Here is a 24684-nt window from a genome sequence, read left to right on the forward strand (position 1 = left end):
GGGAGCGTTGGGGGATGGACACGCCGGGCCTGATCGTCGTCGATGACGAAGCACCGCTCAGGGGCATGCTTCGCGAGCACTTCGCCAGATTGGGATACCGGGTCCGCGAGGCCGGGGACGGCCGGGAATTCCGCCGCCTGCTGGCGGAGGACGGGTATGCGCCGGGATCGGAAGTGGCCCTGCTCGACGTGTCCCTCCCCGGCGAGAGCGGGTTCGAGCTGGCGCGGTTTCTGCGGGAGCAGCACTCCCTCGGCATCATCATGCTGACCGCCGCGGGGTCGCTGATCGACCGTGTCGTCGGCCTCGAAGGAGGGGCGGACGACTATGTCACGAAGCCCTTCGACCTGGAGGAACTTGCGGCCCGGGTGTCGGCCGTCCTGCGCCGCCGCGCCGCCCTCGTTTCCGCCCGGGAAGCGGACGGCCGTTTCGGCCCCTACCGCCTCGATCTCGCGACATACCAGCTCCTCGGCGAGGACGGGGTGCCGGTCGAATTGCTGTCGACGGAACTCGATCTCGTGGTCGCCTTCGTCACCCACCGCGGCCGCGTGCTCTCGCGAGAGGACCTGTTGAAGCTGGCGCCCGGACGGGCGGAAGACCCCTATGATCGCAGCATCGACGGCCGGATCATGCGCCTGCGGCGCAAGCTCGAGGTGGACCCGCGCGGGCCTGCGCTGATCCGCACGGTGCGCGGCGTCGGCTATATCTTCAACGGATGACCGCCGGGCACGCGGCAACCCCGGTGCCCGGCGTTCGCATCACAGGATGAAGTCCGACGCGTTGAGGTTGACGATGCCCTCGATCTCGAGCAGGAACTCAGCCGCCAGGCTGCCGCCGATATTCGCCGCGACATAAGTATTGCCGCCGCTGAAGTGGTAGCGGACCTGACCGGCGGCCGTGAAATCCTGGTCGCCGACGAAGGCGAAGGCCTGATTGCCCGTCGCCGCCGTGTTCGCGTCGATCGCCGAGAGGTCGATCCTGTCGCCCGGTTCCGACGGCTGCCCCGGAGCCCCGATATGGCCACGGTTGAAGTCGTGGATCACGTCCATCCCGATGACCGTGGAATCGCTGGTGCTCAGGAAGGCGAAGACGTCTCCGGACATCACGTTCTCGTAATGGCCGCTGTCATGAAGGTTGCCGTAAAGATCGTCCGCTCCGCCCCCACCGACCAGCCGATCCCGTCCGGCGCCGCCGATGAGGACATCATTGCCGGCCTTGCCGTAGAGCTCATCGTTGCCGCCCCACCCGTTGAGCCGGTTGGCGGCCCCGTCCGCCGTGGAGATCGTCCCCGTAGAATCCGCCGTTTACTTTTTCGATACCGAAAAGGAAATCGACGTCCGCGCCCTCATAGGCAACGCCGGTCGACAGGTTCACCGCGACTCCAGAGCGGGAAGACGTGTAGGAAGCCCCGTCGATCCCCGAGCCGCCGTCGACATGGTCCGCGCCCTGTCCGCCCAAGAGCCAATCGTCGCCGGCCCCGCCAGAGAGCATGTCGCGGCCGAGGCCGCCGGTCTGGTAGTCGTTGTCGGCACCACCATAGAGCGTGTCGTCGCCGAACCCGCCGGTCAGCCAGTCATCGCCCGCCTCCCCATAGAGGAGATCGTTCCCGTCGCCCAGCGCGTCCGCGGTGGCGGTATCGTCATTGGCAAAGTCTCCGCCGTGCAGGGTGTCGCCGCCGGTACCGCCATGGAGCGTATCGGAACCGCCCTGCCCGGACAGCTGGTCGCTCCCGCCGAGCCCCTTGATGACATTGGCGGCCTGGTTCCCGGATAGAGTATCGCCGCCGCTGCTCGAGCCGATGATGGTCTCGATGCCGACAAGCGTATCCTGCGACCCGCCATCGGTTCGGCTCTGTGCGGTTCCCTTGGCCAGATCGACCTTCACGCCCCCTGCCACGTCCTCGTAGGACACCGTATCCGTGTCGGCGCCACCATCCAGGTGGTCGCCGTCGACGCCGCCGCGGATCAGGTCGTTGCCGGAACCCGCATAGATATGGTCGGCGTCGGCACCGCCATCGATGAGGTCCTCACCGGCGCCGCCATAGATCTCGTCGAGACCGGCGCCGCCATCGAGCCTGTCGTTGCGGCTGCCGCCGGACAGTTCATCGTCGCCTCCATAACCGTAGAGACTGTCGTCGAGGCCGCCGCCGGTGAGCTTGTCCGCCCCCGCGGTTCCATGGACGGGAAGCGTCGCCCATCCCGTAAAATCGGCGTTGCCGTGGATCGGCGAACCGCCCGCCTTCTTCTGTGCCATTGTAACCTCCTGGGTTTGTTCGGCGAGCGCACTAGAAACCCGGGATGTTTCATGGCCGTGGCGCGGCTGTTTCAGCCGTGTCGCGAGCTCTGGACCCTTTCAGCTGGCCTCGACCGCGCAGCCGAACTCCGCCGCGGAGGCTTCGAGCCAGCGCCAGAGGCTGCCGGCGAAGCTGCGGTAGATGGCGATCTCGTAGGTCGGCCGGTCGTCGAGCTGCCAGAGCTGTGCGCCGATATGGGCGATCACGGTCACCGCCGCGTCGCCCGGGCCGAAGGCGCGCGGATGCAGGTCGAGGCCGACGCCCTTGATCAGCGCGTCGCGGGCGTGCGGGCCGGAGACGCGCAGCACGGCGAGGCCGTCGCTCTGGTCGCTCACGGCCGCGAAGGCGCCGACGGTCTCCGTCAGCTCACGGGTCAGGTCGTGCCCGTCCTCGGCCACGGCGAGCCATTGGCCGGGGCCGGACCAGATGACAGCGAGGCGGCCCTGCTCCACCCGCTTCGGCGTGGCCGGCAGCTCCAGACCAAAACGGGCGCGGACCGCGGCGGCGAGATCGCCGGCCCGGCCCTCGCAGGCGATCAGCTTCGCCATCGCCAGATCGTCGCGTGATCGGACAGTGACGCCGGGCTCGCCCTCGGCGCGGCCGGACCGGGCGGGGAGGCCGATGAAGGCGGATCGGGGGGTGAGGTCAGGCACGCAGGCGCTCCCCTTCCGGGTCGTGGAACACGGGCGACACCACCTCGACCGCCACCTCCTCGCCGCGCACCGGGTCGCAGGCGCGGAGGGTCTCGCCGATCCGCGCCGGGCCGCCCGACAGCAGGCCAAGGCCGATCCAGTGGCCCAGCCCCGGCGAGTAGGCAACGGAGGTCATGTAGCCCAGGTCGTTGGCTGCCGTGGCCGCCGCGCCGTTCGGGATGAAATGCGCCCCGGCCCGGAGCCGCCGCGACCGGTCGACCGGCCGGAAGCCGACCAGGGCCGGCCGCGCCGGGTCTGCCAGCCCCGGCCGCTCGGCCAGGACCCGGCCGATATAGTCCTTCTTGATCGACATCATCCGGCCGAGGCCGAGATCGGCGGCGGTGGTCTGGCCGTTCAGCTCGTTGCCGGCGGCATGGCCCTTCTCGATCCGCATCACGCCCAGCGCCTCGGTGCCGTAGGCGGTGACGCCGAGATCGGCACCCGCCTGCATCAGCCGGCGCGCCAGCGCGTCGCCGTAGCGGGCCGGCACCGCGACCTCATAGGCCAGCTCGCCCGAGAAGGAGATGCGGAACAGCCGCGCGGCGATGCCGCCGCAGACCATGAGCTCGGCCGCGGCGAGATAGGGGAACGCCTCGTTGCCGATGTCGAAGGGGGCGTCGACGATCCGGGCCAGGAGCGTGCGCGCCTTCGGCCCGGCCACGGAGAACTGGGCCCATTGGTCGCTGACCGAGGTGAACTGCACGTCGAACTCCGGCCACAGGCACTGGTGGCAGAACTCCATGTGCTGGAACACCTTGGCGGCATTGGCCGTGGTGGTGGTGACCAGGAACCGGTCCTCGCCCAGCCGCGAGGTGGTGCCGTCATCCATGACGATGCCGTCCTCGCGCAGCATCAGGCCGTAACGCGCCTTCCCGACCGGCAGCGTGGTCCAGGTGTTGATGTAGAGCCGGTTCAGGAACTCCGCCGCGTCGGCGCCCTGCAGGTCGATCTTGCCGAGGGTGGAGACGTCGCAGATCCCGACGGCGGAGCGGACCTGCCGCACCTCGCGGCTGACCGTCTCCAGCCAGTCCTTCTCTTCCGGCCGCGGGAAGTACTGGGCGCGCAGCCAGGCCCCGGTCTCGACGAACACCGCCCCCTGCTCCGCCGCCCAGTCATGCGACGGGGTCAGGCGGGTCGGGCGGAAGTCGTGGCCGCGGGCGTGGCCGGCGAAGGCGCCCAGCGACACCGGGGTATAGGGCGGGCGGAACCGGGTGGAACCGATCGCGTCGATATCCCGCGCCGTGATCTCGGCCATGATGCCGATGGCGTTGACGTTCGAGGTTTTGCCCTGGTCGGTCGCCATGCCGAGGGTGGTGTAGCGCTTCAGGTGTTCGACAGCGCGGAAGCCTTCGCGCTCGGCCAGCTCGATGTCCTTGTCGGTGACGTCGTTCTGGAAGTCGACGAAGCGCTTGCCGCCTCCACCGCTCACCCGCCAGAGCGGGCTGACGCCGGTCGCCTCCGGCGCCGTCTGCGGCGGGTCGAAGCGGCCGCCGTCGAAGCCGCAATCCTTCGCCGCCTCGGCCCCCGCCCGGCCGCCGCCGGCGAGGCAGCCGGCCAGGTCGAACGTCCCGGCGGCGCTGCCGGCCACGTCCATGCCGGCGGGCAAATCGCCCGGGACGAACGCGGCCAGCGCTGCGTACCAGGCGGGACGGCCGCCGAGATGCGAGGTCAGGTGGACGTTCGGACTGAAGCCGCCGGAGATGGCCAGCAGATCGCAGGGCAGCGTCGAAGGGCCGCCCGCGGCGTCGCGGATCTCGACCGCATGCAGGCCGCGCGCGCCGCCGACGGCGCGGGTCACCACGGCGCCGGCCAGGAGCCGCGTGCCGGCCGCCTGCAGCGTCGATCCCGGCCTTGCATCGACGATCGCCTCCACCGCCACCCCGGCGGTGGCGAGGTCGGCGGCCACGGCGCCGGCGGTGTCGTTGTTGGCGAAGACCACGGCGCGGCGGCCCGGTGCCACGGCGTAGCGGTTCAGGTAGGTCCGGACCGCGCCGGCCAGCATCACCCCGGGCCGGTCGTTGTCGCCGAACACCAGCGGCCGCTCCAGGCTGCCGGCCGCCAGCACGCAGCGCCTGGCCACGATGCGCCACAGGCGCTGCCGCGGGGCGTGCGGCTCAGGCACCGGCAGGTGGTCGCCGACCCGTTCGACCGCGCCATAGGTGCCGTGGTCGAACACGCCGAACACGGTGGTGCGGCGCAGGATCCTGACCTCCGACAGGCCTGCCAGCTCGGCCTCGGCCGAGGCCGCCCAATCCGGCGCTGCCCGGCCGCCGACCGGCCGGCGTTCGGACAGCAGGCTGCCGCCGAGGCGGGCGCCCTCGTCGCACAGGATCACCCGCGCCCCGGACCGCCCTGCCGCCAGCGCCGCCGTCAGCCCGGCCGGGCCGGCGCCGACCACCAGCACATCGCAGTGGATCGTCGCCTTCTCGTAATGGTCCGGGTCGGGTTCGGTGGCGGCGCGGCCGAGGCCTGCGGCGCGGCGGATCAGCGGCTCATACACCTTCTCCCAGAACCGGGCCGGCCACATGAAGGTCTTGTAGTAGAAGCCGGCGGCGAAGATGGGGGACAAGAGCCCGTTCACCGCCATCAGGTCGAAGCCGAGGGACGGCCAGCGGTTCTGGCTGTCCGCCTGCAGCCCGTCGAACAGCTCGACCACCGTGGCGCGGCTGTTCGGCTCCCGCCGCGCGCCGCGGCGCAGCTCGACCAGCGCGTTCGGCTCCTCCGCCCCGGCCGAGAGAATGCCGCGCGGGCGGTGATATTTGAACGACCGTCCGGTCAATCCGACGCCGTTGGCCAGCAGGGCCGAGGCCAGGGTGTCGCCGGGATGGCCCGCGAGCTCGCGCCCGTCGAAGCGGAAGCGCAGCGTCGCCGAGCGGTCGATCAGGCCGCCGGCCGGGAGGCGAAAGGAGGTCATCGCCGAACCTCCCCTCGGGCCCGGGCGTCGACGGCGCCGAGGATGCGGTGGTCGCGCGTGTCGCGGGTCACCACCAGCCAGGAGCGGCAGCCGCCGCCGTGATACCAGTATTCCGCCAGCGCCCCGGCCGGGTTGTCACGGCGATAGGCGTAGTCGACGTAGGCGTCGATGCCGGCATCGGGCGCCGGCCGCCGCACCGTGGCGTCGCCGAGATAGCTGAACTCCTCCGCCGGGCGCTCGCCGCAATGGGGACAGGGGATCCGCATGGTCGTGTCCTCAGTGCAGGTTCGGCTGGGCGCCGACACCCTTCTCGTCGATCAGGTGGCCGGTGGCGAAGCGGTCGAGGCGGTAGGCCGCGTTCAGCGCATGCGGCGCGTCATGGGCGATGGTGTGGGCGAAGCACCAGCCCGAGGCCGGCGTCGCCTTGAAGCCGCCATAGCACCAGCCGGCGTTGAGATAGAGGCCGCGGACCGGCGTCTTGTCGATGATCGGGCTGCCGTCCATCGACATGTCCATCAACCCGCCCCATTGCCGCAGCAGGCGCAGCCGGCCGAGTTGCGGCAGGATCGCGAGGCCGCCCTCGACCACATCCTCCACCACCGGCAGGTTGCCGCGCTGGGCGTAGGAGTTGTAGCCGTCGATGTCGCCGCCGAAGACCAGCCCGCCCTTGTCGGACTGGCTGACGTAGAAATGGCCGGCGCCGAAGGTGATGACGCCGTCCACCAGCGGCTTCAGCCCTTCCGACACGAAGGCCTGCAGCACATGGCTCTCGATCGGCAGCTTGAGGCCGGCCAGGGCCGCGACGCGGGAGGAGTTGCCGGCGCAGGCCAAGCCGACCTTGCCGGCGCGGATACGGCCGCGGGTGGTCTCGACCCCGACCACGGCGCCGTCCTCGACCGCGATGCCGGTGACCTCGCAGTTCTGGACGATGTCGACGCCGCGGCTGTCGGCGGCGCGGGCATAGCCCCAGGCGACGGCATCGTGCCGCACCGTGCCGCCGCGGCGCTGCAGCAGGCCGCCCTGGATCGGGAAGCGCCCATTGTCGAAGTCGAGCAGCGGCACCAACGCCCGCACCTGCTCGCGGTCCAGCAGTTCGGCATCGACGCCGTGCAGCCGCATGGCGTTGCCGCGGCGGGCATAGGCGTCGCGCTGGGCGTCGGAGTGGAACAGGTTCAGGACGCCGCGCTGGCTGACCATGGCGTTGTAGTTCAGATCCTGCTCCAGCCCCTCCCACAGCTTCATCGACCATTCGTAGAACGGGATGTTGCCGGGCAGCAGGTAGTTGGAGCGGATGATGGTGGTGTTGCGGCCGACATTGCCGCCGCCGATCCAGCCCTTCTCCAGCACAGCGACGCGGATGATGCCGTGCTCCTTGGCCAAATAGTGTGCGGTGGCCAGGCCGTGCCCGCCGCCGCCGACGATGATGACGTCGTAATCCGGCTTCGGCGAAGCGTCGCGCCAGGCCGGGGTCCAGCCCTTCTGGCCCCTGAGGGCCTGGCCCAGCACCGAGAAGATCGAATAGCGCACGCAGCCTCCGTCCCAGGATCGCCAGCAGTATCCGGCAGACCCGGATCGCGATTTGCCTCAGCGCGCCACCGGCATGTCCCAATAGGACAAGCCGGTCAGCCCTCGCGCTCCTTCGCCGGGGGATGGCCGAAGCGGGTGCGGTAGCTGCGCGAGAAATGGCTGGCGCTGACGAAGCCGCAGGCCAGCGCCACCTCGGTCACCGACAGCGTGGTCTGGCGCAGGTGGCGCCGGGCCGCGCGCAGCCGCACGTCGATATAGTGCTCGGCCAGGCTGCGGCCGAGCCGGTCGCGGAACAGGCGTTCGAGCTGGCGCAGCGACAGGCCGGCGATCGCCGCCAGCTCCGGCCGCGACAGCGGCTCCTCGATCCGCTCCTCCATCTTCGCCAGGGCCGCCAGCAGGCCAGGATGGCTGACGCCGAAGCGCCGGCGCGGGTCCAGCCGCTGCGGGTCGTCGCCATGGCGTAGCTGGGTGTGCATGAACCAGTCCGCGACCCGGGCGGCCAGGGCCGGGCCGTCGCGCTGGCCGATCAGCGCCTGCATCAGGTCGAGCGCCGCGATGCCGCCGGAGCAGGTCAGCCGGCCGCGGTCGATCTCGAACAGATGGCCGGTCGGCTCCAGCTCCGGGAAGCGCTCGGCGAAGGCGGCGTGGTGGTCCCAGTGCAGGGTGAAGCGGTGGCCGTCCAGCACCCCGGCCCGGGCCAGCAGATAGGGGCCGCCGGAGACCGCGCCCAGGGCCGTGCCGTGCCGCGCCAGGTTGCGCAGCCGGGCCAGGGTCGGCGGATGGTCGAAGCCCTCGATCCCGGTGCCGGCGCAGACCACCAGCAGGTCGGCCTCGCCCATCGCTTCCGGCGGCCGGTCCGGCGCGATGGCGATGCCGTTGGAGGCACGCACCGGCTGCCCGTCCGGGCTGAAATGCAGCCAGCGGTAGCGGTCCCGCCCGCCCAGCAGGTTGGCGGCGCGCAGCGGCTCGATCGCCGCGGCATAGGGCATCAGCGGGAAGTTCGGGATCAGCAGGAAGCCGACCGTGTACGCCCCCTCCATCCGCATCCCTCCTGCCGCCCGGGCGAAGGGGACGCGATCGACCGCTCCGGGTCAAGCCTCGGCCGGCGCTTGCATGCTTCTTGCTTGCAGACGCGCACAGTCTCACTCTTTGACAGCGGGACGTCCCGTAGTCCAGCCGAGGCAGGAGCGTCCGTGTCCATCGTCGCCGCCCTACACCACGTCACCCGCTACCGCTACGACCGCCCGGTGGCGCTCGGGCCGCAGGTCGTCCGGCTGCGCCCGGCGCCGCATTCCCGCACCAAGGTCCCGAGCTATTCGCTGACGGTCACGCCGGCGGAGCATTTCGTGAACTGGCAGCAGGACCCGCACGGCAACTGGCTGGCGCGGCTGGTGTTTCCGGAGAAGGCGACGGAGTTCGCGATCGAGGTCGACCTGACGGCGGAGATGACCGTCATCAACCCGTTCGACTTCTTCATGGAGCCCTACGCCGAGGCTTATCCCTTCGTCTATCCCAAGGAGCTGCGCGTCGAGCTGGCGCCCTATCTGGAGCCCGAGCCGGCGGGCCCGCGCCTGACTGCTTTCGTGGCGGGGCTGCCTCAAGAAGAGGCACGCACCATCGATTTCCTGGTCGGGCTCAACGCCCAGCTGCAGCACGATATCCGCTACCTGGTCCGGCTGGAGCCCGGCGTGCAGGAGCCGGACGAGACGTTGGCGCTGGCCGCCGGCTCCTGCCGCGATTCCGCCTGGCTGCTGGTGCAGATCCTGCGCCGGCTCGGCTTGGCCGCCCGCTTCGTCTCCGGCTACCTGATCCAGCTCAAGGCCGATATCGACCCGCTGGACGGGCCGAAGGGCACCGACAAGGACTTCACCGACCTGCACGCCTGGGCCGAGGTCTATATCCCCGGCGCCGGCTGGATCGGCCTCGACGCCACCTCCGGCCTGCTGTGCGGCGAAGGCCATATCCCGCTGGCGGCGACGCCGCATTACCGCTCTGCCGCCCCGATCAGCGGCGTGGTCGAGCCGGCGGAGGTCGAGTTCGAGTTCGCGATGGAGGTGTCGAGGATCATCGAGCCGATCCGCATCACCATGCCGTTCTCGGACGGGGCCTGGCAGGCGCTCGACCGGCTGGGCGACCAGGTCGATGCCGACCTCGCCGCTCAGGATGTCCGCCTGACCATGGGCGGCGAGCCGACCTTCGTCTCGATCGACGATTTCGAATCGCCGGAATGGAACATCGCCGCGGTCGGCCCGACCAAGCGCGTCTTCGCCGACGACCTGATCCGACGGCTGCGGACCCGCTTCGGCCCGGGCGGCCTGCTGCATTACGGCCAGGGCAAGTGGTATCCGGGCGAAAGCCTGCCGCGCTGGGCCTTCGGCCTGTACTGGCGGTGCGACGGCAAGCCGGTCTGGCGCGACCCCGGCCTGCTCGCGACCGAGGCCGCCCGCCCGGCCAAGGCCGGCGCCGCCGAAGCCGAGCGCCTGGCCGAGCGGGTGGCTGAACGGCTCGGCCTCGCCGGCTATGTCATGCCGGCCTATGAGGACCCGGCGCATTGGCTGCTGAAGGAGGCCGAGCTGCCGGCCAATGTCGACCTCCGGGACCCGAAGATCGCGGACCCGGAAGAGCGTGCCCGCATGATCCGGACCTTCGAGCGCGGCCTCGCCGCCCCCACCGGCTATGTCCTGCCGGTGCAGCGCTGGGCCGCGCGGCACGGCGGGCGCTGGATGAGCGAGCGCTGGGCCCTGCGCCGCAGCCGGCTGTTCCTGATCCCCGGCGACTCCCCGGTCGGGCTGCGGCTGCCCCTGAGCTCGCTGCCTTGGGTGCCGAAGGACGACTATCCCGAGGTCGTGCCGCAGGATCCGTTCGACGAGCACCCGTCGCTGCCGGATTTCCATCAGCCCCGCCCGGCGGTGGCGGCCGGCGGCACCGCCCCGCGGCAGCCGGTCGCGCCGCAGCGGGATCCGACGGTCGAGGACGTGGTCCGCACCGCGCTGAGCTTCGAGCCGCGGGACGGTGTGCTGTGCGTGTTCATGCCGCCGGTCGAGCGGCTGGAGGACTATCTCGAGCTGCTGGCCGAGATCGAGGCCGTCGCCGCGGAGGCCGGCCTGCCGATTCAGATCGAGGGCTACCCGCCGCCGCACGACCCGCGACTGCAGGTGATCAAGGTGACGCCGGATCCCGGCGTGATCGAGGTCAATGTCCATCCCGCCGCCAGCTGGCGCGAGGCGGTCGAGATCACCGCCGGCCTGTATGAGGAGGCGCGGCAGACCCGGCTGGGCACTGACCGGTTCATGACCGACGGGCGCCACATCGGCACCGGCGGCGGCAACCATGTCGTCCTCGGCGGCGTCACCCCGGCGGATTCGCCCTTCCTGCGCCGTCCCGACCTGCTGAAGAGCCTGGTGGTGTACTGGCAGCGCCACCCGGCGCTGTCCTACCTGTTCTCCGGCCTGTTCATCGGCCCGACCAGCCAGGCGCCGCGGGTGGACGAGGCGCGGCACGATTCGCTGTACGAGCTGGAAATCGCCCTGGCCCAGGTGCCGCCGCCCGAGGCCGGCCCCCTGCCGCTGTGGCTGGTCGACCGGCTGTTCCGCAACTTGCTGGTCGATGTCGGCGGCAACACCCATCGCGCCGAGATCTGCATCGACAAGCTGTACTCGCCGGACGGCCCGACCGGCCGCCTGGGCCTGGTCGAGTTCCGGTCCTTCGAGATGCCGCCCGACGCCCGCATGAGCCTGGCCCAGCAGTTGCTGCTGCGGGCCCTGCTCGCCTGGTTCTGGCGCGAGCCGCAGCAGGGCGGGCTGGTGCGCTGGGGCACCGCGCTGCACGACCGCTTCATGCTGCCGCATTTCGTCTGGCAGGACATGCTCGGCGTGCTGTCCGACCTGAAGCGGGCCGGCTATGCCTTCGATCCGGACTGGTTCGAGGCCCAGCGCGAGTTCCGCTTCCCGATCCTGGGCCGGGCCGAGCGCGCCGGCGTGGCGCTGGAGCTGCGCCAGGCGCTGGAGCCCTGGCACGTGATGGGCGAGGAAGGTGCCGGCGGCGGCACCGCCCGCTACGTCGACAGCTCGGTCGAGCGGCTGCAGATCCGGGCCGAAGGCTTCGTCCCCGGCCGCCACATCATCGCCTGCAACGGGCGCCGCCTGCCGCTCAACGGCACCGGCACCTCGGGCGAAGCGGTGGCGGGCATCCGCTTCAAGGCCTGGCAGCCGCCCAGCGGCCTGCACCCGAACATCCCGGTCCACACCCCGCTGACCTTCGACGTGATCGATGCCTGGAACGGCCGGTCGCTGGGCGGCTTCGTCTACCACTCCGCCCATCCCGGCGGCCGGAGTTACGACACATTTCCGGTAAATTCGTACGAAGCCGAAGCGCGACGGCTCGCGCGCTTCCAGGATCACGGGCATACTCCCGGGCCGATGGCCATGCCCCCCGAAGAGCGAACGAGCGAATTTCCGTTGACCTTGGATTTGAGAACACCTGTTGGCCGGTGAGCTTCCGCTGCGCGCCGGGGAGGATGCGATGACGGCCCGGACCGCGGCCCGGCGCCTGCAGGACTGGATTGCCGGCTACACCCCCCTGCCCGGCGTGCCGGACGAGCTGATCGGCCCGGACCGGAAGCCGCGCGCCTATTGGCGGGACTTTCTGGACGTCATGGCCAGGCTGGCACCGGATGAGGCCGAGCGCCGCTTCGCAGCGGCCGACCGGCACATCCGCGACACCGGCGTGTCCTACCGCGTCCATGGCGAGGCCAGCGAGCGGTCCTGGCCGCTGAGCCGCGTGCCGCTGCTGGTCTCGGCGGCGGAATGGCGCGAGATCGAAGCCGGGGTGATCCAGCGGGCCGAGCTGCTGGAGACCGTGCTGCACGACCTCTATGGCGACGGCAGGCTGGTGGCGGAGGGGGCGCTGCCCGCCGCGGCGGTCGCCGGCAGCCCGGACTTTCTGCGCCCGCTGCACGGCGTGGCGCCGCCGGGCGGGCGGTACCTGCATCTCTACGCCGCCGATCTGGGCCGCGGCCCGGACGGGCGCTGGTGGGTGCTGAACGACCGCACCCAGGCGCCGTCCGGCGGCGGCTATGCGCTGGAGAACCGGCTGATCCTGTCCCGCGCCCTGCCAGCGCTGTACCACGAGATGAATGTCGAGCGGCTGGCCCCGTTCTTCGGCGCGCTGCGCGCCGGGCTGGCAGCGGTGGCGGACCGGTCCGATCCGCGGATCTGCCTGCTCAGCTCCGGCCGCTACAGCGAGACCTATTTCGAGCAGGCGCATCTGGCCCGCTACCTCGGCCTGATGCTGGTCGAGGGCGACGACCTGGTGCTGCATGACGGCCGGATTCATGTCCGCACCATCGCCGGGCTGAAGCGCGCCGACGTGCTGTGGCGCCGGGTCGACGCCGATTTCTGCGACCCGCTGGAGCTCAACACATCCTCGCGGCTGGGCGTGCCGGGCCTGCTGGAGGCGATCCGCGGCGGCCAGGTGGTGGTCGCCAACATGCCCGGCGCCGGGCTGGCCGAGGCGCGCATCCTGCTGAGCTTCCTGCCGGCGCTGTGCCGCCGCCTGCGCGGCGAGGACCTGAAGCTGCCCAATGTCGCCACCTGGTGGTGCGGCCAGCCGCAGGAGCGGGACACGGTGCTGGCCGCGTTGCCCGAGCTGGCGGTCGCGGCCGCCTTCGGCGCCACCGTCCCCGGCTTCCCCGGCCAGTCCTCCGTGCTCGGCGCCGAGGCAGCGCAGCGGGCGCGGCTGGAGGCGGCGATCCGGACCCGTCCCGTGGACTATGTCGGGCAGGAGGTGGCGCGGCTGTCGACCACGCCGGCCTGGCAGGACGGCAAGCTGGTGCCGCGGCCCTTCGTGCTGCGCGTTTTCGCCGCCGCGACGCCGGACGGCTGGAAGGTGATGCCGGGCGGCTTCTGCCGGATCTCGGACCGGCTCGACGCGCGCGCCGTGTCGATGGGCCAGGGGGTGCAGACCGCCGATGTCTGGATCCTTGCCGACAAACCGGTCGAGGCCACGTCGCTGCTGCCGCGGCAGGACCGCGTGCCCATACGCCGGATCGCCGGCAACCTGCCGAGCCATGCCGCCGACCACCTGTTCTGGTTCGGCCGCTATCTCGAACGCGCCGAGGCGACGCTGCGGCTGGTGCGGCGGCTGTGCTCGAGCCTGGTCGAGGCCGACCCGGCCATCCATGGCAGCGGCCAGACGCTGGACCGGCTGCAGAAGCTGCTGGTGGCCTGGGGCGCCGTGCCCCGCCCGAAGCCGGGCGACAGCGCCAGCGCCGTCGCCGCCGCGGCCCTGAACCAGGCCGAGAATTACGGCGCCGCGATCTCGCTGGTGCGCTCGGCGCGGCGCGCCTCCTCCGGCATCCGCGAGCGGCTGTCCGCCGATTCCTGGCCGCTGCTGGCAGAGCTGGAGGAGCGGCTGGGCCTGCCCGGCGAGGCGGAGTTGCCGGAGGGCGAGACCTTCCACCGCGCCGACCGGGCCTTGCATGTGATCGCCGCCCTGTCCGGCCTGGCGCAGGAGAATATGAACCAGGTCGCCGGCTGGCGCTTCCTCGACATGGGGCGGCGGATCGAGCGCGGCATCAACACCTGCCGCTTCGCCCGCCACCTGGCCGAGCCCGACACCACCATCGACGACCTCGACGCGCTGCTGGACCTCGTCGATTCCCAGATCAGCTACCGGTCGCGCTACGTCATCGGGCCGGCCCTGGCGCCGGTGCGCGACATGGTGGTGCTGGACCCCTTCAACCCGCGGGCGGTGGCGTTCCAGGTCGAGCGGCTGCTGGAGCATCTGAAGGCCCTGCCGTCGCTGCGCGAGGACGGCATGCCGGAGGCGCCGCTGCGGCTGACCACCATCATCTCCGGCACCCTGTCGGCGGCCCAGGCCGAATCCCTGGACAACAGCCAGATCCTGGGCTTCGAGCAGAAGCTAATGCAGCTGTCCGAGGCGATCGCCGACCGCTATTTCCTGCAAGGCCGCAACGCCGCGCGGCCCGAGAAGCTGACGGGGCTGTATTGATGCCGTCGAGCGGAGAGAACTGGCCTGACCGTGCTTCTCTTCTGTCATTGCCGGGCTTGACCCGGCAATCCAGAGGATGTCGACAGTCTCTGGATGCCCGGGTCAAGCCCGGGCATGACAATAAAGACAGGCAGCCGGCCTTGCCTTGCGGCTCTCCGCCATGATCTACGACATCCGTCACCTCTCGACCTACGCCTATGAGACGCCAGTCAGCTTCGCCCGCTGCGTGCTGCGCCTGCTGCCCAGCGACCGGCCGGAGCAGCGAGTGCTGTCGCGGGCGATCGAGGTGCGGCCGGTGCCCGCCGCCTCCGCCGCGCGGCGCAGCTTCTTCGGCAACGACGTCGTCACCGTCACGATCGAGGCGGCGCATCGCGAGCTGCGGGTCGACGCCCGATCGCGGGTCGAGGTGACGCGCGACACCGGCGACCTGCTGCGCCAGGTGAGCCGGCCCTGGGAGGAGGTGCGGGAGCGCGCCTTCGCCGCCGCGACGCTGGCCCCGTCCTCCCCCGCGCATCACCTGTATCCGAGCCGGCTGGTGCCGATCCTCGGCCCGCTGTCGGCCTATGCCCATGTCAGCTTCCCGCCGGGCCGGCCGATCCTGGAGGCCGCGACCGAGCTGATGCGGCGGATCAAGGCCGATTTCACCTACGACCCGAAGGCGACGGCGGTGTCGACCCCGCTGATCGAGGCCTTCGAGGCCCGCCGCGGCGTCTGCCAGGACTTCGCCCACATCATGATCGCCTGCCTGCGCGGCGTCGGCCTGCCGGCGGCCTATGTCAGCGGCTATCTGCGCACCCTGCCGCCGCCCGGCAAGAAGCGGCTGGAGGGCGCCGACGCCACCCATGCCTGGGTGTCGGCCTGGTGCGGCGAGGAGTTCGGCTGGCTGGGCTTCGACCCGACCAATGCGGCGCTGGTCGAGAACGACCATATCGTCCTGGCCAACGGCCGGGACTATGCCGACGTGTCGCCGATCGACGGCGTCATCCTCGGCGCCGGGTCGCAGGCCCTGACCGTGAAGGTCGACGTCGTCCCGGTCGCCTGAGACCGGCGCCTCTCCACTAAGACCACGGCAACCGCCCCCCTCTCCGTCATGGCGAGCCCGAAGGGCGTGGCCATCCAGGCGGCACCAGCCTCTGGATGGCCACGTCGGCTTCGCCTCCTCGCCATGACGAGAAAGGCTGCCGGGACGGCGTGGTTGACTCCGGCCATCGGTTGCCGCTAAGTGGTCTTACCACGGTAAGAGCACTATGACCGACCTCATCAAGCTCACCCGCGATCCCGATGACGCCCCCGGCGGCTACGCCAAGGTGTTCGCCTTCCTGCGCGAGCAGCTGCTGTCCGGCGCGCTGAAGACCGGCGACCGGCTGTTGCCGGAGCGCGACCTGTCGGCGCTGCTGGGCGTGGGCCGGCCGGTGCTGCGCGAGGCGCTGCGGGCACTGGCGATGCTGGGGGCGGTCGAGATCCGGCACGGCGTCGGCACCATCGTGCGCCAGCCGGACGCGTCGACGCTGGGCGAGTTCTTCACCTTCGCCCTGGCGCAACAGTCCGACGCCATCGACGACGTGATGGAGGCGCGGATCGCGATCGAGTGCCAGGCCGTGCGCCTGGCCTGCCGCCGCGCCACCCTGGCGGATTTCGAGCGCATCCGGGCCGCGCTGCAGCGGATCGAGGCCACGATCGACGACCCGGTGGCGGGCGGCGAGGCCGATTTCGACTTCCACAACGGCATCGTCCAGGCCGCCCGGTCGGAGACGCTGCGCAGCGTCTACGCCGCCATCTCCGACCTGGTGCACCGGTCGCATCGTGGGCGGCGCGAGCTGATCCTGAAGGTGCCGGGCATCCGATCTTTCCTGATCGACCACCACCACCGGATCTTCGAGGCGCTGGTGGCGCGCGACGTGCAGCGCTCGGACGAGCTGCTGCGCCGCCATTTCGAGATCGGCGACGAGTACCGCCGCAAGGCCTTCGAGACGCCCAGGCCACAAGGCTGACGGCCCCGGCCAAACCGACAAGACGAGGAGACCCGTGTTGAAGATCGTGATCGGCTGCGACCATGCCGGCTTTCCCCTGAAGCGAGAGATCGCCGATTTCGTCGCGGGCCTCGGCCATGCGGTGACGGATGTGGGCAGCCACACTCCCGATCCGGTCGACTTCCCGGACATCGCCCGGGCGGTCTGCACCGCCGTGACGAGCGGCGCGGCCGACCGCGGGCTGATGATCTGCGGCACCGGCGTCGGCGCGGCCATCGCCGCCAACAAGATCCGCGGCATCCGCGCCGCCGTCTGCCACGATTTCCATTCGGCGCATCAGGCGGTCGAGCATGACGACGTCAACGTCATGTGCGTCGGCGCCCAGATCGTCGGCCCCTGGCTCGCGCGTGACCTGGTCGCCGCCTATCTCGCCGCCGAGTTCGAGCCCAGTGAGGATTTCAAGCGCCGGGTCGACAAGCTGGCGCAGCTGGAGCGGGAGGGCTGAGCCATGGCGGAGCCCAAGCACACGGTCGGCTTCATCGGCCTCGGCACCATGGGCCGCGAGATGGCCGCCAACCTGCTGCGCGCCGGCCATGCGGTGCGCGCCTATGACGTGGTGCCGGCGGCGGTCGACGCCCTGGCGGCGCAGGGCGCCATCCCCGCTGCCAGCGTGGCCGAGGCGGCCGAGGGCGCCGACATCGCCGTCACCATGCTGCCCGACACGCCGCAGGTGGAGGAGGTCGTGTACGGCCCCGGCGGTCTGCTGGCGGCGCCTCCGCGCGGCCGGCTGGTGGTCGACATGAGCACGATCGCGCCCCAGGCGGTGCGGCGGATGCATTCCGACCTCGTCGCCGCCGGCATCGACCTGCTGGACGCCCCGGTCTCCGGCGGGCCGCAGGGCGCCCGCGCCGCCACCCTGACCATCATGGCTGGCGGCAGCCGCGCGGCCTTCGACCGGGCGCTGCCGGTGCTGCGCGGCATGGGCACCACCATCACCCATGTCGGCGACAGCGGCGCCGGCCAGACGGTGAAGCTGTGCAACCAGCTGATCTGCGGCATCAACCTGCAGGCGATCTGCGAGGCGCTGGCGCTGGGCCGGGCCTGCGGCGTCGACCTGGACCAGATGCGCGAGGTGCTGCTCGGCGGCTCCGCCGCCTCCTGGATGCTGGATCGGCTGGGGCCTGCGATGATCGCCGGCGATGCCGGCGCCGGCTTCCGCATCGACCTGATGCTGAAGGATCTGCGGCTGGTGCAGGAGCTGGCCTTCGGCCAGGCCGTGCCCCTGCCCGCCACGGCGCTGGTCACCAGCCAGTATCTCGACGCCCGCGCCCATGGCGAGGGCGGCAACGGCAACCAGGCCCTGTTCCGCGTCTATGACCGCATGAGCGGGCAGGCCCCCTCCCCCGGCGGCGGATAGAGGAGGCGGCGATGGGTGTGTCCCTCGATTTCTCCGTCGTGCTCGAGCGCTGGCCGATGTTCCTGGACGGCGCCTGGCTGACCATCCGCCTGGCCTTGGCCTCGACGGTTCTAGGCTTCGTCGTCGGGACGCTGTGCGCGATCGGCCGGCGCGGCCGGTCGGCCTGGCTGTCGCGGCTGTGCGGAATCTATGTCGAGGCGATCCGGAACACGCCCTTCCTGGTGCAAATCTTCGTCGTCTATTTCGGCTTGTCCAGCCTGGGCCTGTCGCTACCGGCCGTCACCGTGGCGGTGATCGCGCTGACCATCAATGTCGGCGCCTACACTGCCGAGATCATGCGCGCCGGCTTCGATTCCATCCACAAGGGGCAGATCGAGGCCGGGGAATGCCTGGGCCTGTCGCGGGTGCAGATCTACTGGCATGTGGTGCTGCGCCCGGCGATGGAGCGGGTCTATCCCGCCCTGACCAGCCAGTTCGTGCTGCTGATGCTGGCCTCCTCCGTCGTCTCGCAGATCTCGGCCGAGGAACTGACGGCGGTCGCCAACTTCATCCAGTCCGACACCTACCGCGCCTTCGAGACCTACATCGTCGTCGCGCTGCTCTACATCGCCCTCTCGCTCCTCATGCGCGCCGGCTTCTGGGGGCTGGGCCTGGCGCTGTTCCCGCGCCGCCGCCGGCTCGGCACGCCGCTCTGACCGCGAGGACGCCATGCAGACCGGACTGAACCTCAACCATCTCGACTTCCTGCTGCAGGGCGCGCTGTGGACCCTGGTGCTGTCGCTGATGGCGCTTGTCGGCGGCGGCGTGGCCGGCTTCGGCGTCGCCCTCGGCCGCATCGCACCGAGCCGCCTGCTGCGCGTCGCGGTCGGCGGCTACGTCCAGCTGATCCAGGGCACCCCGCTGCTGGTGCTGCTGTTCCTGACCTATTTCGGGCTGCCGACGCTCGGGCTCGACGTGCCGCCGCTGCTGGCCGCCGGCGTGTCGCTGACGATCTATGTCAGCGCCTATCTCGGCGAGATCTGGCGCGGCTGCCTGGAGGCGGTGCCGAAGCCGCAATGGGAGGCGGCGGAATGCCTGGCGCTGAGCCGCAGCCAGCGCCTGTTCAAGGTGATCCTGCCGCAGGCCATCCGCTTGGCCACGCCGCCGACCGTCGGCTTCATGGTGCAGATCATCAAGAACACCTCGCTGGCCTCGGTGGTCGGCTTCGTCGAGCTCGCCCGGGCCGGGCAGATCGTCAACAACTCCATCTTCCAGCCCTTCGCGATCTACATGGTGATCGCCGTCCTCTACTTCGCCATGTGCTTCCCGATCTCGGCTCTGAGCCGGAGGCTGGAGCGGCGGACGGGCCGCGTGCCGCGGCTGAAGCCGGTCCTCGCCTGACCGGGCCGAGCTCAAGAAATACCAGGGAGAGAACGCGATGACTGCGATGGTGACGCTGCAAGACGTGCGCAAGAGCTTCGGCGACCTGACCGTGCTCGACGGCGTGTCCTTCGCCGTCGACAAGGGCCAGGTCACGGCCCTGATCGGCCGCAGCGGGTCGGGCAAGAGCACCGCGCTGCGCTGCATCGACCGGCTGGAGACGATCGACGGCGGCGAGATCACGGTCTGCGACCACAGGGTCAGCGACCCGGAGATCGACCTGCGCCGGCTGCGGCTGGACGTCGGCATCGTGTTCCAGAGCTACAACCTGTTCCCGCACCTGACGATCGAGCAGAACATCACCCTGGCCCCGGTCTCGGTGAAGAAGGTGCCGCGGGCCGAGGCCCGGGCGCTGGCCCGCGGCGTGCTGGACCAGGTCGGCCTCGGCGAGAAGGCCGATGCCTATCCCGAGCAGTTGTCGGGCGGCCAGCAGCAGCGCGCCGCCATCGCCCGGTCGCTGGCGATGCAGCCCAAGGTGATGCTGTTCGACGAAGTCACCTCGGCCCTCGACCCCGAGTTGAAGGGCGAGGTGCTGAAGGTGATGGAGGACCTCGCGGCACGCGGCATGACGATGATCATGGTCACCCACGAGATGGGCTTCGCCCGCCGCGTGGCGGACCGGATCGTCTTCATGCATCGCGGCCGCGTGCACGAGCAGGGACCGGCCGGGATCCTGGCCACCCCCGAAACGCCGGAGCTGCAGCAGTTCGTCGCCAACGAACTGTAGGCCCGGCGACCAACCAACACAGACATGGAGGAGACGCAGATGCAGCCGTCAATCCGCTGGGGCCGGGCGATCGCCCTGGCCTGCGCCCTGAGCCTGGGAGCCCTGCCCCTGGGCGCCGGGGCAGCCCGCGCGGACCTGTTGGACGACATCATGGCCGCCAAGAAGATCCGGATCGCGACCGACCTGGCCATCCCGCCCTCGGGCATGATCGACGACCAGATGAAGCCGACCGGCTCCGACGTCGAGACCGCCCAACTGCTGGCCAAGGATTGGGGGCTGGAGCTGGAGTTCGTGCAGACCACCGGCGCCACCCGCATCCCGAACGTTCAGACCGGCAAGGCCGACATCATCATCTCGACCCTGTCGGTGACGCCGGAGCGGGCCAAGGTGATCGACTTCTCGAAGCCCTATGCCGCGCTGCAATCGGTGATCGGCGCCCCGGCGGACGCGCCGATCAAGGACTGGCCGGACCTGCAGGGCAAATCGGTGACCGTCACCCGCGGCACCACCCAGGACACGGAGCTGACCAAGCTGGCGGCGGAGAAGGGCTTCCAGGTGGTGCGCTACGACGACGACGCGACCATGGTGACCGCCGCCGTCTCCGGCCAGGCCCAGATCGTCGCCACCTCGGCGACGCTGGTGAACCAGATCAAGGCGAAGGCGCCGGACCGCGCCTTCGAGCCGAAGTTCCTGATCCGCACCTTCGACCTCGCCATCGGCGTGCGCCAGGGCGAGCCGAAGCTGATGGAGAAGCTGAACGAGTGGATCTCGGCCAACCTGAAGAACCGCAAGCTGAACGACATCTACCAGAAATATCACGGCTCGCCCCTGCCCGAGGCGATGCTGCAGTAGGGCAAAGTACTACCCAATTTTAGTCCCCCCTTCCCTTGCGGGAGGGGGGCAGGGGAGGGGTCTGCGCGCGTCCGCGCGCGATGAGTCTAGAGACCGACCTTGCCGTCGGGTTGAGACCGCCGTAGTCGGGGCCGAATCGAGCTGAGAGAACCCCCTCCCCTAGCCCCCTCCCGCTAGGGGAGGGGGACTATTTTTCTTTTGGCGGCGCCCTCTGAAATCACCCCTCCCCCGGCTTCGGCAGGTCCGTCAGGCTCTCCACCGGCACCACCGGCAGCACGATCCGCGACGGGTGGCTGCGGTCGAGATGGATCCGGTTGGTCGCCACCCGCTTCAGCCGGCCGGTTCCCTCCGGCTCGCCGCTGTTCGGGTTGACATCGTATTTCGGGAAGTTGCTGGAGGCGATGTCGAGCCGGATGCGGTGGCCCGCCTTGAACAGGTTGGCGGTGGCGAAGGGCTCGATGGTGATGGCGTAGACCCGGCCCGGCTCCAGCGGCGACGGGTTCTCCCAGCTGCCGCGATAGCGGCAGCGCAGGATGCCGTCGGTCAGGTTCAGGGCGAAGCCCTTCGGGTCGTCCGCGGTCGGCGGATGCACGTCGATCAGCTTGGCGGTGAAATCCGTGTCCGGCGCGTCGGAGGAGACGAACAGCCGGACCTCGATCGGCCCGATCACCGCCAGGTCCTCCGCCAAAGTCTCGGTCTCGAACACCACCACATCGGTCCGGGCGGAGAGCGGCAGGCCGGGCCGGCGGCTGCCGAAGAAGCGGTCGCCCTCGGTCTGGTCGAAGCCGCCGCCCTCGAACACCGGCTGGCCGGAGGTCAAGGCGCCGCCGATGCTCGGCACCGGGTCGGCCGGGTCGGACTGATAGGCGATCGACGCCTCCGCCGCCTCCGGCACCGCCGGGTCCAGCCGGCCGTCTTCGTGCAGGTGGTAATCGGTGAAGGCGGTGCCGGGCAGCGGCCAGTCCGGCGCCGCGATCCAGCGCCCGCCATGGTCCAGCCGGCCCTCTGCCGTGCGCCGGCCGCTGCCGCCGCCCATCAGGAACAGCCGCGCCGCCGGTTCTGCCTCGGCGCCGTTGCCGATGCCCTTCAGCCAGCGGTCGAACCAGCGCCGACGGAAGTCGAGCCAGCTTTCGGTGACGTTGCCGTCGATCGTCGCCGCCGGCCCGAATTCGGTGTCGCCCGAGAAGGTGGTGTTGCGGTTGCCGTGCAGCCACGGCCCCATGATCAGCTGCACCGGGGCCGTGCGGCCGCTGAGGGCCGCGTAGTTCTCCATCGTGGTGCGGACATAGGCGTCGTACCAGCTGGACATCAGCACCATCGGCACGTCCGGGAAGCGGTCATAATACCCCTCGGCATAGATGCCGAGCTGCTTCCAGTAATCGCCGAACGACCCCTGGGTCCATTGCTCGAACAGATAGGCCTCGTACTCCGGCACGGCGCGCACCGGCGAATGGCCGGGCCGCCAGGGCATGGCGGCGAACCAGGCGCGGATGTCCTCGGCCTCCAGCGCCGCCATCACCTTGGGATCGGCCAGCGCCGCCGGGCTTTCCTTGGCCTGGTTGAAGGCCCAGGTCGCCTGCTTCAGCTCGAAGGCGCCGCCCTGGCGGATGCCGCACTGAAAGGCGCTCGAGAAGCCGCCCGAATCCACCACCATGCAGGCCAGGCCCGGCGGGTTCAGGCAGGCCAGCGCGAACTGGGTGTGGGCGGCGTAGGACAGGCCCATGGTGCCTACCTTGCCGTTCGACCAGGGCTGGGCCGTGATCCATTCGACCGTGTCGTAACCGTCCGGCCCTTCGGAGGTGTATTTGGTGAATACCCCCTCGGACCCATGGCGGCCGCGGCAATCCTGGTAGACCACGGCGTAGCCGGCGCGGACGAAATGCGCCGCCACCTGCGGCCGGGTCATCGGCCCGTCCGTCCCGACCCCGATCTCGGAGCGCGACAGCTCGGTCTTGCCGTAGGGCGTGCGCTCCAGGATCGTGGGCAGCGGCGCGTCGACGCCGATGCGATGGCCGGCTGGCAGGTACACGTCGGTCGCCAGCCGCACGCCGTCGCGCAGCGTCACCATCCGGTCGCGCAGCACCTGGATCTCACTCACTTGGCCGCCTCCGCATAGGTGGCGAGGGTCCATTCGTTTTTGTTGGCGCGGTAGGTGATGCCGTTGCGTGCCGCCCAGTGCACGGTCGGGAAGTACAGCGGCACGATGCCGACATCGCCGAAGCCGATCCGCGCCGCCTGCTCCAGCAGCTGGTTGCGCTTGGCCTCGTCGAACTCCGCCAGCGCCTGCTTCAGCACCGCGTCGAATTCCGGGTTCGAGTAGCGGGCGCGGTTGAAGGCGCCCTTGCCGGCCTCCTTGTCATAGGTCGCCAGCACATTGGTCAGGGCGTTGGCGGAGTTGCTGTTGCTGTTGCCGAAGCTGAAGATGAAGGCGCTGTATTCCTGCTTCGAGGCGGCGCCGGCATAGACGTTGTAGGGCTGGGTGACCACGCCGTCGATCTTGAGGCCGCCGCGCGCCAGCATCTGGCCGATCGCCTGGGCGATGTCGGCGTCGCCGGCGAAGCGGTCGTTCGAGGAATGCACCGTCAGCCCGAAGCCGTCGCCGTAGCCGGCCTCGGCCAGCAGGGCCTTGGCGCCGGCGGCGTCATAGGCCTCGGGCTTCACATCGGCCGCATAGCCGCCCAGCCCTTCCGGCACGATCTGTCCGGCCGGCGTGCCGGAGCCGTTCAAGAGGCGCTGTATGATCAGGTCGCGGTTGATCAGCTTGGAGATGGCGAGGCGCACCCGCTTGTCCTTCAGCGGGTTGGCGGCCAAAGGCTGGCCGTCCTTGCCGGTGACGAAGGGGCTCTGGTCCCGCGCCGAATCCAGCGCCAGGTAGATCAGCCGGCCGGAGGTGGTGGAGTAGACCTTGGCCTTGCCGCTGCTCTCGACCGTAGCGACGTCGTTCGGCGGCACGCCGTCGATCAGGTCGACCGACCCGGACAGCAGCGCCGCCATCCGCGCCGCGTCGTTCGAGATGAACTTGATGGTGACGTTCTCGAAGGCCGGCTTGTCGCCCCAGTAGTTCGGGTTCGGCGCCAGCACCAGCCGGTCGCCCGGCACCCATTGCTTGAACACATAGGGCCCGGTGCCGACAGCGGCGGCGCCGGAGTTGAAGTCGCTGGTCGCCTTCCCCTCGGATGCTTTCTTCGAGACGATGTAGACGAGGCCGACCTGCTCGATGAATTGCGGTGTCGGCGCCTTGTCTTGAAGCGGACCGTCAGCGGGTCGACCGCGGTCATCTCGGCGATGCTGCCGACCGCGCCGGTGAAGGGCGCCGGGCTGTTCGGCACCGATTTGGCGCGGTCCATCGAGAAGATCACATCGTCGGCCGTCAGCTCCGACCCGTCGCTGAACTTGACCCCGGGGCGCAGCTTGACCTCCCAGGTCGTCGGGTCGACCGAGGTCCAGGACAGGGCCAGCGCCGGCTGCACCTGCAGGTTCTGGTCGGTCTGCACCAGCCGGTCGAACATGTGCTGCGAGATCGACTGGTTGTTGCCGGTGCGCGAGAATTGCGGGTCGATGGCGGATGGCTCGGTCGCCGTGCCGATGGTCAGGTCGGCGGCCTGGGCTGAGACGAAGCCGGTGCAGCAGAGCGCCAGAGCCAAGGCCATCGTGTGCAACAGCCGGCCATCTTTGCGTTGCCTCTCCCGCGTGGCAGGAGAGGTCGGGCGTCCGCAGGACGACCGGGTGAGGGCTGGCCCGGGCCTCGACAAAGAGCCCTCACCCGGAGCCGCCAACGCGGCTCCGACCTCTCCCGCAAGCGGGAGAGGCAACGCGTTTCTCTGCTTCATCCATGCCGGCGTCCACATCATCTCACTCTCCTCTG

The 24684-nt window shown here is 70.4% G+C and carries 19 protein-coding genes and 1 pseudogene; 11 read left to right on the forward strand and 9 right to left on the reverse strand.

Annotated features, from left to right (window positions below; all coding sequences use genetic code 11):
• The first annotated feature begins 14 nt into the window (after positions 1-14).
• A complete protein-coding gene (locus tag QFZ27_RS36120; RefSeq protein ID WP_429231588.1) occupies positions 15-716 on the forward strand; it encodes a response regulator in 702 nt (233 codons plus the stop codon).
• Positions 717-755: 39 nt separating this feature from the next.
• Here the strand turns inward: QFZ27_RS36120 and QFZ27_RS36125 are convergent, their stop codons facing one another.
• The 7 genes from QFZ27_RS36125 to QFZ27_RS36155 form a co-directional block, all read right to left on the reverse strand.
• Positions 756-1280, reverse strand: a complete 525-nt coding sequence (locus QFZ27_RS36125) for a M10 family metallopeptidase C-terminal domain-containing protein (RefSeq protein WP_429232525.1) — start codon at positions 1278-1280, stop codon at positions 756-758.
• Positions 1225-2250 (reverse strand): calcium-binding protein, encoded by a 1026-nt coding sequence (locus tag QFZ27_RS36130; protein WP_429231590.1) that lies wholly within the window; start codon positions 2248-2250, stop codon positions 1225-1227. The genes QFZ27_RS36125 and QFZ27_RS36130 overlap by 56 nt, the downstream gene beginning before the upstream one ends.
• A gap of 99 nt (positions 2251-2349) precedes the next feature.
• Positions 2350-2943 carry a sarcosine oxidase subunit gamma gene (locus QFZ27_RS36135; protein WP_429231592.1) on the reverse strand — a complete coding sequence of 198 codons (594 nt, stop codon included), beginning with the start codon at positions 2941-2943 and terminating at the stop codon, positions 2350-2352.
• Positions 2936-5896, reverse strand: coding sequence for a sarcosine oxidase subunit alpha family protein (locus QFZ27_RS36140; protein WP_429231594.1), 2961 nt, complete (start codon positions 5894-5896; stop codon positions 2936-2938). The genes QFZ27_RS36135 and QFZ27_RS36140 overlap by 8 nt, the downstream gene beginning before the upstream one ends.
• Positions 5893-6162, reverse strand: coding sequence for a sarcosine oxidase subunit delta (locus QFZ27_RS36145; RefSeq protein ID WP_429231596.1), 270 nt, complete (start codon positions 6160-6162; stop codon positions 5893-5895). The genes QFZ27_RS36140 and QFZ27_RS36145 overlap by 4 nt, the downstream gene beginning before the upstream one ends.
• A 10-nt stretch (positions 6163-6172) precedes the next feature.
• On the reverse strand, positions 6173-7423 hold the full coding sequence (locus tag QFZ27_RS36150; protein ID WP_429231598.1) for a sarcosine oxidase subunit beta family protein: 1251 nt from the start codon (positions 7421-7423) through the stop codon (positions 6173-6175).
• 95 nt (positions 7424-7518) lie between these two features.
• A complete protein-coding gene (locus tag QFZ27_RS36155) occupies positions 7519-8463 on the reverse strand; it encodes a GlxA family transcriptional regulator (RefSeq protein ID WP_429231600.1) in 945 nt (314 codons plus the stop codon).
• Positions 8464-8616: 153 nt separating this feature from the next.
• Here QFZ27_RS36155 and QFZ27_RS36160 point away from each other — a divergent pair, with 153 nt between their 5' ends.
• From QFZ27_RS36160 to QFZ27_RS36205, 10 genes are all read left to right on the forward strand, one after another.
• Positions 8617-11916 (forward strand): transglutaminase family protein, encoded by a 3300-nt coding sequence (locus QFZ27_RS36160; protein ID WP_429231602.1) that lies wholly within the window; start codon positions 8617-8619, stop codon positions 11914-11916.
• A gap of 28 nt (positions 11917-11944) precedes the next feature.
• Positions 11945-14434 (forward strand): circularly permuted type 2 ATP-grasp protein, encoded by a 2490-nt coding sequence (locus tag QFZ27_RS36165; protein WP_429231604.1) that lies wholly within the window; start codon positions 11945-11947, stop codon positions 14432-14434.
• Between the two features lie 160 nt (positions 14435-14594).
• Positions 14595-15476, forward strand: a complete 882-nt coding sequence (locus tag QFZ27_RS36170) for a transglutaminase family protein (protein WP_429231605.1) — start codon at positions 14595-14597, stop codon at positions 15474-15476.
• A 205-nt stretch (positions 15477-15681) separates the two neighbouring features.
• Positions 15682-16425 (forward strand): FadR/GntR family transcriptional regulator, encoded by a 744-nt coding sequence (locus tag QFZ27_RS36175; RefSeq protein ID WP_429231607.1) that lies wholly within the window; start codon positions 15682-15684, stop codon positions 16423-16425.
• Positions 16426-16471: 46 nt separating this feature from the next.
• Complete coding sequence (gene rpiB, locus QFZ27_RS36180; RefSeq protein WP_429232526.1) at positions 16472-16909, forward strand: ribose 5-phosphate isomerase B; 438 nt, start codon at positions 16472-16474, stop codon at positions 16907-16909.
• Positions 16910-16912: 3 nt separating this feature from the next.
• On the forward strand, positions 16913-17821 hold the full coding sequence (locus QFZ27_RS36185) for an NAD(P)-dependent oxidoreductase (protein WP_429231609.1): 909 nt from the start codon (positions 16913-16915) through the stop codon (positions 17819-17821).
• 11 nt (positions 17822-17832) lie between these two features.
• The gene (locus QFZ27_RS36190) at positions 17833-18516 is read left to right on the forward strand and encodes an amino acid ABC transporter permease (protein ID WP_429231611.1); all 684 of its coding nucleotides are present in this window, start codon (positions 17833-17835) and stop codon (positions 18514-18516) included.
• Between the two features lie 13 nt (positions 18517-18529).
• A complete protein-coding gene (locus QFZ27_RS36195) occupies positions 18530-19201 on the forward strand; it encodes an amino acid ABC transporter permease (RefSeq protein WP_429231613.1) in 672 nt (223 codons plus the stop codon).
• 37 nt (positions 19202-19238) lie between these two features.
• Positions 19239-19967, forward strand: a complete 729-nt coding sequence (locus tag QFZ27_RS36200) for an amino acid ABC transporter ATP-binding protein (RefSeq protein WP_429231615.1) — start codon at positions 19239-19241, stop codon at positions 19965-19967.
• 39 nt (positions 19968-20006) lie between these two features.
• The gene (locus QFZ27_RS36205; RefSeq protein ID WP_429231617.1) at positions 20007-20819 is read left to right on the forward strand and encodes a transporter substrate-binding domain-containing protein; all 813 of its coding nucleotides are present in this window, start codon (positions 20007-20009) and stop codon (positions 20817-20819) included.
• Positions 20820-21036: 217 nt separating this feature from the next.
• On the opposite strand, the gene QFZ27_RS36210 is transcribed toward QFZ27_RS36205, so the two are convergent.
• Both QFZ27_RS36210 and QFZ27_RS36215 read right to left on the reverse strand, forming a co-directional pair.
• A complete protein-coding gene (locus tag QFZ27_RS36210; protein WP_429231618.1) occupies positions 21037-22917 on the reverse strand; it encodes a CocE/NonD family hydrolase in 1881 nt (626 codons plus the stop codon).
• Positions 22914-24670, reverse strand: a pseudogene (locus tag QFZ27_RS36215) (ABC transporter substrate-binding protein). Before QFZ27_RS36215 ends, QFZ27_RS36210 begins: the two are co-directional and overlap by 4 nt.
• Positions 24671-24684: the final 14 nt, after the last annotated feature.

Origin of the sequence: Inquilinus ginsengisoli (assembly GCF_050434925.1) — a bacterium.
GTDB classification, from domain to species: Bacteria; Pseudomonadota; Alphaproteobacteria; order DSM-16000; family Inquilinaceae; genus Inquilinus; species Inquilinus ginsengisoli_B.

Excerpts from the sequence above, each read along its gene's own strand:
- QFZ27_RS36200 (WP_429231615.1), top strand. The coding sequence starts at position 19,239 with ATGACTGCGATGGTGACGCTGCAAGACGTGCGCAAGAGCTTCGGCGAC.
- QFZ27_RS36120 (WP_429231588.1), top strand. The coding sequence starts at position 15 with ATGGACACGCCGGGCCTGATCGTCGTCGATGACGAAGCACCGCTCAGG.
- QFZ27_RS36175 (WP_429231607.1), top strand. The coding sequence starts at position 15,682 with ATGACCGACCTCATCAAGCTCACCCGCGATCCCGATGACGCCCCCGGC.
- QFZ27_RS36155 (WP_429231600.1), bottom strand. The coding sequence starts at position 8,463 with ATGGAGGGGGCGTACACGGTCGGCTTCCTGCTGATCCCGAACTTCCCG.
- QFZ27_RS36145 (WP_429231596.1), bottom strand. The coding sequence starts at position 6,162 with ATGCGGATCCCCTGTCCCCATTGCGGCGAGCGCCCGGCGGAGGAGTTC.
- QFZ27_RS36130 (WP_429231590.1), bottom strand. The coding sequence starts at position 2,250 with ATGGCACAGAAGAAGGCGGGCGGTTCGCCGATCCACGGCAACGCCGAT.
- QFZ27_RS36195 (WP_429231613.1), top strand. The coding sequence starts at position 18,530 with ATGCAGACCGGACTGAACCTCAACCATCTCGACTTCCTGCTGCAGGGC.
- QFZ27_RS36190 (WP_429231611.1), top strand. The coding sequence starts at position 17,833 with ATGGGTGTGTCCCTCGATTTCTCCGTCGTGCTCGAGCGCTGGCCGATG.
- QFZ27_RS36140 (WP_429231594.1), bottom strand. The coding sequence starts at position 5,896 with ATGACCTCCTTTCGCCTCCCGGCCGGCGGCCTGATCGACCGCTCGGCG.
- QFZ27_RS36165 (WP_429231604.1), top strand. The coding sequence starts at position 11,945 with ATGACGGCCCGGACCGCGGCCCGGCGCCTGCAGGACTGGATTGCCGGC.
- QFZ27_RS36170 (WP_429231605.1), top strand. The coding sequence starts at position 14,595 with ATGATCTACGACATCCGTCACCTCTCGACCTACGCCTATGAGACGCCA.
- QFZ27_RS36205 (WP_429231617.1), top strand. The coding sequence starts at position 20,007 with ATGCAGCCGTCAATCCGCTGGGGCCGGGCGATCGCCCTGGCCTGCGCC.
- QFZ27_RS36185 (WP_429231609.1), top strand. The coding sequence starts at position 16,913 with ATGGCGGAGCCCAAGCACACGGTCGGCTTCATCGGCCTCGGCACCATG.